Source organism: Oleiphilus sp. HI0061, assembly GCF_001635675.1.
Genome location: NZ_LWFE01000681.1, coordinates 1 through 8734 on the forward strand (window position 1 = coordinate 1; position 8734 = coordinate 8734).

The 8734-nt window shown below is 35.8% G+C and carries 13 protein-coding genes; 4 read left to right on the forward strand and 9 right to left on the reverse strand.

Features of this window, described 5'->3' with window-relative positions; genetic code table 11:
- Positions 1–78: 78 nt before the first annotated feature.
- Positions 79–693, reverse strand: a complete 615-nt coding sequence (locus A3735_RS08640; RefSeq protein WP_068637933.1) for a hypothetical protein — start codon at positions 691–693, stop codon at positions 79–81.
- A gap of 132 nt (positions 694–825) precedes the next feature.
- Between A3735_RS08640 and A3735_RS08645 the strand changes: the two genes are divergently transcribed.
- The 3 genes from A3735_RS08645 to yhdJ are packed head-to-tail and all read left to right on the forward strand — an operon-like array spanning position 826 to position 2665.
- Complete coding sequence (locus A3735_RS08645) at positions 826–1452, forward strand: division plane positioning ATPase MipZ (RefSeq protein WP_068637931.1); 627 nt, start codon at positions 826–828, stop codon at positions 1450–1452.
- A gap of 1 nt (position 1453) precedes the next feature.
- Complete coding sequence (locus tag A3735_RS08650) at positions 1454–1717, forward strand: ribbon-helix-helix protein, CopG family (protein WP_068637929.1); 264 nt, start codon at positions 1454–1456, stop codon at positions 1715–1717.
- 48 nt (positions 1718–1765) lie between these two features.
- Positions 1766–2665 (forward strand): adenine-specific DNA-methyltransferase, encoded by a 900-nt coding sequence (yhdJ, locus tag A3735_RS08655; protein ID WP_068637927.1) that lies wholly within the window; start codon positions 1766–1768, stop codon positions 2663–2665.
- Here yhdJ and A3735_RS08660 read toward each other — a convergent pair.
- From A3735_RS08660 to A3735_RS08690, 8 genes are all read right to left on the reverse strand, one after another.
- Complete coding sequence (locus tag A3735_RS08660) at positions 2657–3697, reverse strand: type II restriction endonuclease (RefSeq protein WP_068637925.1); 1041 nt, start codon at positions 3695–3697, stop codon at positions 2657–2659. The two genes, yhdJ and A3735_RS08660, sit on opposite strands and share 9 nt — an antisense overlap.
- Positions 3698–3700: 3 nt before the next feature.
- On the reverse strand, positions 3701–3928 hold the full coding sequence (locus A3735_RS08665; RefSeq protein WP_068637923.1) for a helix-turn-helix domain-containing protein: 228 nt from the start codon (positions 3926–3928) through the stop codon (positions 3701–3703).
- 90 nt (positions 3929–4018) lie between these two features.
- Positions 4019–4927 carry a replication initiation protein gene (locus A3735_RS08670; protein WP_068637921.1) on the reverse strand — a complete coding sequence of 303 codons (909 nt, stop codon included), beginning with the start codon at positions 4925–4927 and terminating at the stop codon, positions 4019–4021.
- Positions 4928–5148: 221 nt separating this feature from the next.
- Positions 5149–5436 (reverse strand): hypothetical protein, encoded by a 288-nt coding sequence (locus A3735_RS08675; protein WP_068637919.1) that lies wholly within the window; start codon positions 5434–5436, stop codon positions 5149–5151.
- A gap of 123 nt (positions 5437–5559) precedes the next feature.
- On the reverse strand, positions 5560–5754 hold the full coding sequence (locus tag A3735_RS29565) for a hypothetical protein (protein WP_156499540.1): 195 nt from the start codon (positions 5752–5754) through the stop codon (positions 5560–5562).
- Between the two features lie 3 nt (positions 5755–5757).
- Positions 5758–6009, reverse strand: a complete 252-nt coding sequence (locus tag A3735_RS08680) for a hypothetical protein (RefSeq protein ID WP_068637941.1) — start codon at positions 6007–6009, stop codon at positions 5758–5760.
- 41 nt (positions 6010–6050) lie between these two features.
- Complete coding sequence (locus tag A3735_RS08685) at positions 6051–6326, reverse strand: hypothetical protein (RefSeq protein ID WP_068637939.1); 276 nt, start codon at positions 6324–6326, stop codon at positions 6051–6053.
- Between the two features lie 206 nt (positions 6327–6532).
- Complete coding sequence (locus A3735_RS08690; protein WP_068637937.1) at positions 6533–6733, reverse strand: hypothetical protein; 201 nt, start codon at positions 6731–6733, stop codon at positions 6533–6535.
- Between the two features lie 477 nt (positions 6734–7210).
- Between A3735_RS08690 and A3735_RS08695 the strand changes: the two genes are divergently transcribed.
- Positions 7211–8569, forward strand: coding sequence for a hypothetical protein (locus A3735_RS08695; RefSeq protein ID WP_068637935.1), 1359 nt, complete (start codon positions 7211–7213; stop codon positions 8567–8569).
- Positions 8570–8734 lie beyond the last annotated feature (165 nt).

The window sequence follows — 8734 nt, forward strand, 5'->3', positions numbered from 1 at the left end:
ATAAACGAAAACTTGTAAATTCTTTTAAGTTCCACAGAAAAAGCAAACGAAAAAATAAATATAGAAGATAATAATTTATTATCTCTTTCTTTTTCTGCGGCTAGGTTTTTGAGGATCTGGGTCATTGTCAGAATCTGGGTTTTCAAGCTTGTTTTTGTCGTCTTTTTTATTATCTTTTGGCTTAGTTGTTCTTGGTTTGAAGTACTGACCATATTCTTTATGAAAAAAAGATGCCTCTTTGCTTCGAACCGACATAAAAAACAACATAGCAATAATAAGTAAAGCATCTAACTTACTATCATTATTGAACTCATCATCAAGCTCATCTAACCCGTCATTATAATTTTCAAGGCACTTTTTAATATATGCCTCTAGTTGATTCAAAATAGCATCAACTTCTTTCTTATCCCCTTTTTTCAGAATAGGTAATGCTTTCTTAAGCAACGATTTAAATACTTTTAAATCACTTTCAGAGAGCAAAATTTTAGCTGTTTGCCATAGCAGTTTAAGAGACTTTTCCAGATACGGCGCGGCTATTTCTTGTACTCTTTCTGGAGTTAAATTTTTTAGCTTCCCCCCTCTAACAAGCGCTGATTCTGACTCTTCTGAAAAATTTATTTGTTCAAAATCAAACTTAATATTTAATTCAGATAGAAAATCTGAAAACACATCATCAATACCAAGTAAGAACATATAACCACCTCTTATTTTTATTCTTTACTTTAAACGTACCGTTTTTTTTATCCTAATCAAGCGCTTACTTGACATATAAAAGTATTACTTCATACTTACTACTTCACATTTAATAACTCATAAGTATGAAATATGATAATTCTAATAGGAAGCCAGAAAGGTGGATGTGGTAAATCTACGCTTGCTGTTAACATTTGCGCAGAGCTAGCAAGATTAGGAAAGGACGTTTGTCTTGTTGACGGAGACAGACAAGGTACGAGCAGTCGATTTATTCAAGATAGATCTGAAAGTGATTATCCAATAATTCATTGCGTATCAATGTACGACAACATCCACCAAAACTTAAAAGATCTAAATAATAGATATGAAATTATCGTTGTTGATGTTGCCGGTAGAGATAGCAGAGAGTTAAGGACTGGCATGTTAACTGCCAATATATTGTTAACACCATTTCGCCCAAGCCAACCAGATTTAGATACGTTGCCACATTTAGTTGATGTAATTACTCAAGCTAGAGATATGAATCCAGATTTGAAATGTAAAGCGGTTTTAACTTTAGCTCCAAGTAACCCTCAGATTAATGAGGCAAATGAGGCAAAAGAATACTTGTCGGAATTCCCAGAACTAGAACTATGCCGATCAGTAATTAGAGATAGAAAGGCATACAGAGATTCAATTAGTGAAGGTGCAGGGGTTGTTGAGTGGAAAGATTCGAAAGCAAAAGCAGAAATACAACTGCTTGTTCAGGAGTTAATATAAGATGGTAAAAAAAAGAACTCGATCAGAACCAACTGAAGCAGAAATTAGTGCTTTTGCAGACCAAGCAGACGATGCTCATAAAATAACAAAGACAAAAGTCAAAGAAGAAAAGAAAGTAGAAATAGCGAGAACTACTATTAGTTTACCTTCAGATCTGCTTGAAAAAGTAGAGGATATGGCAACAGCAAACAAAAGAGCAAAATTAGAACACAGAACTGTAAGTGCAATAGTTAAAGATGCACTAGAGAAATATATTAATTCATAATTCATACTTCATACATATGAAGTAATATACGCAAAGAGAATTGTATTAATGGCTGAAAGATTTGATGTATTCAATACAACATACGAAGACGAAAATCACAAAATACTACACGGAGATGTTCTTACTTCATTCAACAAAATTGAAGACGCAAGTGTCGATTTAATTTTTGCAGACCCTCCATACAATATCGGTAAGGACTTCGATGGCTTGAAAGAGAAGTGGTCAGAGTCAGACTTCTTAGAGTGGTGCTATGAATGGATATCAGAGTGTTATCGAGTTCTAAAGCCAACAGGTACGTTTTATCTAATGAACAGTACAGAAAACATGCCTTATTTAGATATTTGGTGTAGAAAAACATTTTGTGTAAAAAGCAGAATTGTATGGTCTTATGATAGCTCAGGAGTACAGGCTAAAACTTATTATGGATCTATGTATGAACCAATAATAATGCTCACAAAGCATGCAAAAAACTACACATTTAACCATGAAGACATAATGGTTGAAGCTAAAACTGGGTCAAAACGACAGCTTATTGACTACAGGAAAAACCCTCCTCAGCCATACAATACGAAGAAAGTACCCGGAAATGTATGGGAGTTTCCTCGTGTAAGGTTCAAAATGCACGAATATGAAAATCATCCGACTCAAAAGCCAGAATCGTTACTAGAAAGAATAGTAAAGGCATCGTCTAATGAAGGTGACACTGTTCTTGACCCATTTTCAGGGAGCTTTACAACATCAGCAGTATCAAAGAGGCTTGGTAGAAAGTCTATAGGAATAGAAATAAACGAAGACTACGTGAAAATGGGAATTAGAAGGCTCGATTTGCCATCTAACTTTTCCAAAGAAGAGCTGGAAAAGGAAAAGAAAAGAAAAACGAGCAATCTCTCTAAAAAAGTGAGGGAAAAGAACCCTAAAAGTGAAGAGAAACAAGCCTCTTTAATCTAAGAGGCCATACTCCAACTTAAAACAATTAATCACAATCTCTTTGAGCTGGGAAATCAGCTCATGAGATTGTGAAACCCAAGTTAGGATCTCTTTTAGTTCGTTAACCGTATATATTTCATCGAACAAAGAAATATATAAATCAACAAGATCCTCTTTTAGCTCCTTCTTTGCATTAGCTTCGATTTCTTTTCGAACATCCGCCTCACTTAAATCCGTCTTAATAACAAAGCTCAAAGAAAATCGATTAATCTTATCGAAATCCAAAAAATATTTTTTAAAGTCTAAAGTTTCAGTTACCTGAAAAAATTTACCTAATGGCTTAAGAACAAAATCAATTCCACCATCATTAGCATTTGTTCTACCTGTTCGATACAAACATAGATGATCTGTACTTTGTTCATCATTAATAATCGTTGTAACCAACGTCTGTCTAAAGTGTAAATGGAGTAAAGCAAAAGATATTATTTCAAATAAACGTGCATCCGAGTTGTATTCAAATGCTTTTTCAATAACACCTATCGTATCTTTATCCGAACTTGTATCTTCAATTTCTTTTAAATACGCTGTCTGATTGTCATCAATGATCTGAATATATCGATCTATGGATGAAACAACATAAGAGGCAACATCAATTGGATTCATTCCACCTTCAGATAATAAAGAGACTGAAATCTTTCTAGCTTTCTTACCATTTCCCAAATCAGCAGGCTGAACAGGGAACATATCTTCAGAAACGCCATACTGCCTTCTAACTTCATCATTTAACCTATTATCTAAGGGATGGTTTTGTAACTTAGAGCCGAAAGGCATACTTTTCATTCGAGCCATTAACTCTGTAAATGATGATCCTTTAGAATTACCTTTGACATAATCATCGCAAAGAACATACAAAGCATACAAATTACCCAACGACCGACGCGCTTTACTATCTCTATCAGAAGCCTTAGTTTTCCTAGCTATATACTTATAGATAACAGAATCTGTAGAGACACTAAATTTCTCAGCTTCCTCATGAACAAACAAAGAACTCATAAATTATTCTTCCACATTGAATGACATTATTTCAGGCAAGGAAACATTCAATGAAGAAGCGAGTTTAACGATGTTAATAAGACTTAAATTTCGTTTACCTCTCTCAATACCACTGATATAAGTACGATCAAGATCAGATAAAGAAGCCAACTCTTCTTGGCTTAATCCAACGTTACAACGTAACTTACGAACATGATCACCAAAAGATAGCAATGTTTGATCTTCGTTCATGAAATCCCCCTTTACAAAGAAGGATCATTGAGGGATGTTGACTATATGTCTACGGACTATGAGTCACATGGATAGCCCCCCTAAGGGCTATTATCTGATATGGCTTGTTTTAGTCTCAGTTTTCTTATTTCTATAGTAGGTTGCTCTAGATATTCCCATGTTCTCCCAAGGTTTCTTTTGTCTATCAGAAGAACCGTCCTTTTTCCTTCCTCCTCCTTTACTCTTAGCGCCTCCTTTAGCACCTCTTGCGGCTTGTATGTCACTAAAACTACGTTCTGAGAAATTATTAAACGTCCACTTAGCAACAGACTTTGCAACGTGGTCAACTTCATTGTTATCTAAAGGAGAGGTAAATCTTGTATTGATCATCAAAGCTCTATCAGAGCAAGCAGTAAGCCATTGGTCAAACTTAGGCCAACCTTGCCTGATAGCCCGATAAGCCCACTTTCTCAGTGTATCGAAAAGATCAACATTTCGTCCTAGCCCTTGGGGTTCTACATCGTTTACCGGTGTTTGAATATCAACGTATTCTGCTAAGTAATCCAATGTATACAACTCAGAGGTAAACGTATGAGTACACCAATAAGAGTTCAAAGGGTTTTTACAAATGAGACCACTATACCCCATATCAGATCCAAGCTTTAAACGTAAACCATGTTCAATCGCTGCGGCATACTTTAAAGGTTTCAGTTTGGCATCCTTAGCTGTTCTAACAGGAGTTTCCAAACCATAAAGAAGGTGGGCATGCTTATTATTAGGATTCATAATTGCCAAATTCGGCGCAGGAGCACCTCTCTCTTCCCAATCTAGAAAAGCTCCCTTTCTATCTACGTCGAAGATAAACCAATACTTATGCGTTGGGCCATTTGGCTGAATTAATTTAGCTTTTTTAGCCTTTTCAACAGCATTAATTCGCAGCCCAAAACACAGGTCATCAGAGTAATACGGTTTTTTAGGTAATCTGTCTTCGAATATTTTTATTATATTATTTTGATTCATGTTCCTCTGTTGCTCGTTTCGTTCTGACCTTATTGTCAGAACGAGTGCAGCCACAGAAGGAATTGACGGAGAGAGGAAATCAGTTATAATTTCTCTAACGCGTCACCGACTGGGTGGCCACGGAACCCTTAATAACTCTCTCGCCAAAGACATGTTATTAGGGGTTTTTGCTTTCTAGCCTATTGGTTTTACGAGGCGCTAGAATTTTCCCCATCTTGTTTTTAATTACCGAGTTTAAAATCCTCAGGTTTCGGTACAGGCTTCCCAACAGGGCTTGGCATGTACACACTAAAATTCTGAAACCCGATTTCTCTTGCAGCTTTTGCGGCAGTATCGAGTTTTCCAAACCATTTTTCGCTTTTGTTTCGAGAATCACTCAACACAACCGTTGAGCCGTTTTTTTGTCGAAACTGGAGCAAATAGCCGTGATGTCGAGTAGGATCTTCTGTGATCTCACAGCTAACGACTACGCCATTTTCAAAAAGTAGCTTTATCGTCTTTTTATCCACGGTTACAGCCCAAATAAATGGTATATCTTGCTAAATATCACGCAAAACGGTCTATTTTGCAAGTTGATTAACCCATTTTAACCTATGGGTTTAACATAACATCCGATATGCGTAGTGAATCCACTACATATCCGCACCGTGATGGCCGCACTTATGACAACTAAAATAATGCACCCAATCATGGGCATCTTCACCATTTTCCCCCGCGCCATAACCATTAAATGTGCAAACGCTCTTAATATCATGCATTTGCCTTGAGTCACACGACTCACAAAAATACATGCTCTCATACTCTCTAGTTCGATAATCTTCTGTCATTTTTTACCTCAATTTATTATTTTTATTTTCTAAAATTTGATCGACATAGAACGATTTTTCGTCATCTAAAAACTGATTAAAGCGCTCTAACTTTTCTAAAATCCGTTCGGCCTCCCGATCATCAATATCAAGGTAAACTCGTGAACCATTGCCGCCACGGTTCGGATAAACCCGCCCATCGTGCAAGCGTTGGCAGACTAAAAAGTCTACCAAGCGTTGGTTTAAATCATCGGCTCCCATCATTCTTATTTTCATACCATACTGCCCTCTTATTATTGTTCTATCCGGTATACCCTTTAGTATGCTTTTTCGCTTTCCACTCTCATTCTGTTTAAGTCATCTAAAAAGTCAGACATTAAGTTTTCAACCACCGCTCCTTTCAATATCGAAGGATTTTTCTCTTTTAGAAGATTTATTTCACGTTCAAACCTATGTGCGATGGAAGGTTTAATTCTGTAAGAAAAACTTCTTCTAGATTCAGGTTTTTCGGCAGTCTCAACAACATTACTTGCTTTATTGTTTCGAGCATTATCGACTACCTGTTGTTGTCTTTTAGTTAGCTTTTTAGTCATATTTTTTTCCTCATTTTTTATTTTAGTTAAATAGTTCTACGGCAAATAGTGCATGTGTACTCAACCGTCCACTCATCAGCATTCGGTTTTAAATACCTATTACAAAGCTGTTCTGTTTCATCACCGCAGGTGTGACAGAAACGTTCAATTGGTAATCCGTTTTTTTGTTCTTTTTGATCCATTTTTAATCCTCTTATTTCTATTATTTAAAGCGTTTGGTAACTGTGGAGACACTTAGTGCAAGTCACCGTTGTTACCTTGTCGCCGTTCATTCTGCTTATCACTTCTGATTGTGATAAGTCGTCATCATCAATAGATGAATCCATCCATCGTTCATATTTCTCTTCATGGTTGTGAATCGTTTCATCGTCACAACGCTCGCAATACTTTTCCATGTTCATAATCATCTGCCTCTCTTTTTATTTTTAATATGCAAAAAAAAACCGCCTTTACGGCGGTCTTATCTTGGCAGTACAGCGCATAAAACTAGAGCTGCATTTTCTTTCGAAACTGACTATTTAATTGTATATAAAATTTCATTTTCTTATCTGCCAAGATAAATCGCCTCGGCCCCAGTGGCCTCAACTCATACTATTACATGATACAGGTTTTTCGGAGCATGTCAAGAAAAACTTGTTATTTTTCATATAGTTACAAATTATTGAAATTTAGTCAACGTATGGCATTGATAGATCAAGACCTTATATTGACGTTTGCTTTTTCAAAAAATAATGTATGTTAAAAATATGGGTGACTGAAAGTTACCCGTGTTAAATAACCAAGTATTTTCTTCATGCAACTTTCGCTTCGCGTAAAGATTTCATAAAGAATACTTGGCTCTCCGAGGGTAACACCGAGGAGACAAAATCAACGGTGAAAAGGAGATGAAAACATCCACATTATTTTTTAGTCAGCTACGTTATACCAAAAATCAAAAGCATCAATTAAATAGATCTGGAGAACATACATTTTTACGGAAAGCCAAAAATGTTAATCCAGAATTATCCCATTTAAACAAATATTATTTGTACGATAATGAAATTAGAGCAGAGGAGGCTTATCGTTATTTAATAAACTACAAAAACAAGCTTTCAAAAGATGATGAAGCAGAAAGGAATCTGAAAGCAAAACGCGCTGAACGACGCGTAGCATTAAAACGTAAATTTAAAAAATGGGCAGAATCCGACAAATCATCTGATCACGAAAAGCGATTATATAAAAATATCATTACGCGTTTGTCTGATGAAAAACATATCAACAAAGCCTCAATTTTATTTGAAAAAGTGGATGACAAAATAGCGCGTTACAACGATAAAAAACGTGCTATTGAAGAGTTAGAGCAACTCCAAAATGAAATACTTATTTCTGGAAAAAACAAAAGTTCAGGGTTTAATATCAACGTTGTAGAAAAGCTATTCAAAATCCCAGAAGAAAACGACATAGCACTCTCATGTAAAGACCAAGTAGAACTCTATGAGGATTACCATAAAGTACACTTTTCAGAATACCCAATATTCTTAAAAGCACTCCACTTCGACGAGTTAAGAGAACACCCACACGTATACCATTCAGCAGTCAATTCAGTAAACGGTTTAGCAGACTATGCCGATGCAGAAATTCGTTTGTTACGGCATACCCGCCCCGACTTAAATTTGTCTTCTGATCAGTATTCAAAACTGACTCCAGAAGAACGCGAAATATCAGGACGCGCGTTACAGGAACATTTTTACGTATATGCGAATATGTGGCTGAAATGGCACGGCCATGACTTTCAATTTAAATTAAAATATGAAGATGAAGACCCAGACTTAAAAGCTAAGAATAAATATATGCGAATGGATAACAAAAAGCCCATTGGCCAACGTAAATACAACCAATTTACGTATTTATCTGAACAAAATAAGAAGCTTGAGAAAGAAGAACAGCAACGAAAAGAACGTATTAATAAACTCAAACAGATCGAAAAACGACTAAAAGCGGGGTTTGAAGCAGGTCAATTATATCTAAAGTCATTAGCTCAAGGGCTAAATGAAATCGTCGAAAAATATCGTAATAAAGCTGTTACTAACTATGTTAAAGCTACGCTCGAATCGAACAGTAAAACAGTGGCTAAACGTTCGATAGAAGAGTTGAAAGCCCTAGATAAAGCATCAAGTAAATTAAGTTCGAGTGATAAACGAAAACTTGTAAATTCTTTTAAGTTCCACATAAAAAGCAAACGAAAAAATAAATATAGAAGATAATAATTTATTATCTCTTTCTTTTTCTGCGGCTAGGTTTTTGAGGATCTGGGTCATTGTCAGAATCTGGGTTTTCAAGCTTGTTTTTGTCGTCTTTTTTATTATCTTTTGGCTTAGTTGTTCTTGGTTTGAAGTACTGACCATATTCTTTATGAAAAAAAGATGCCT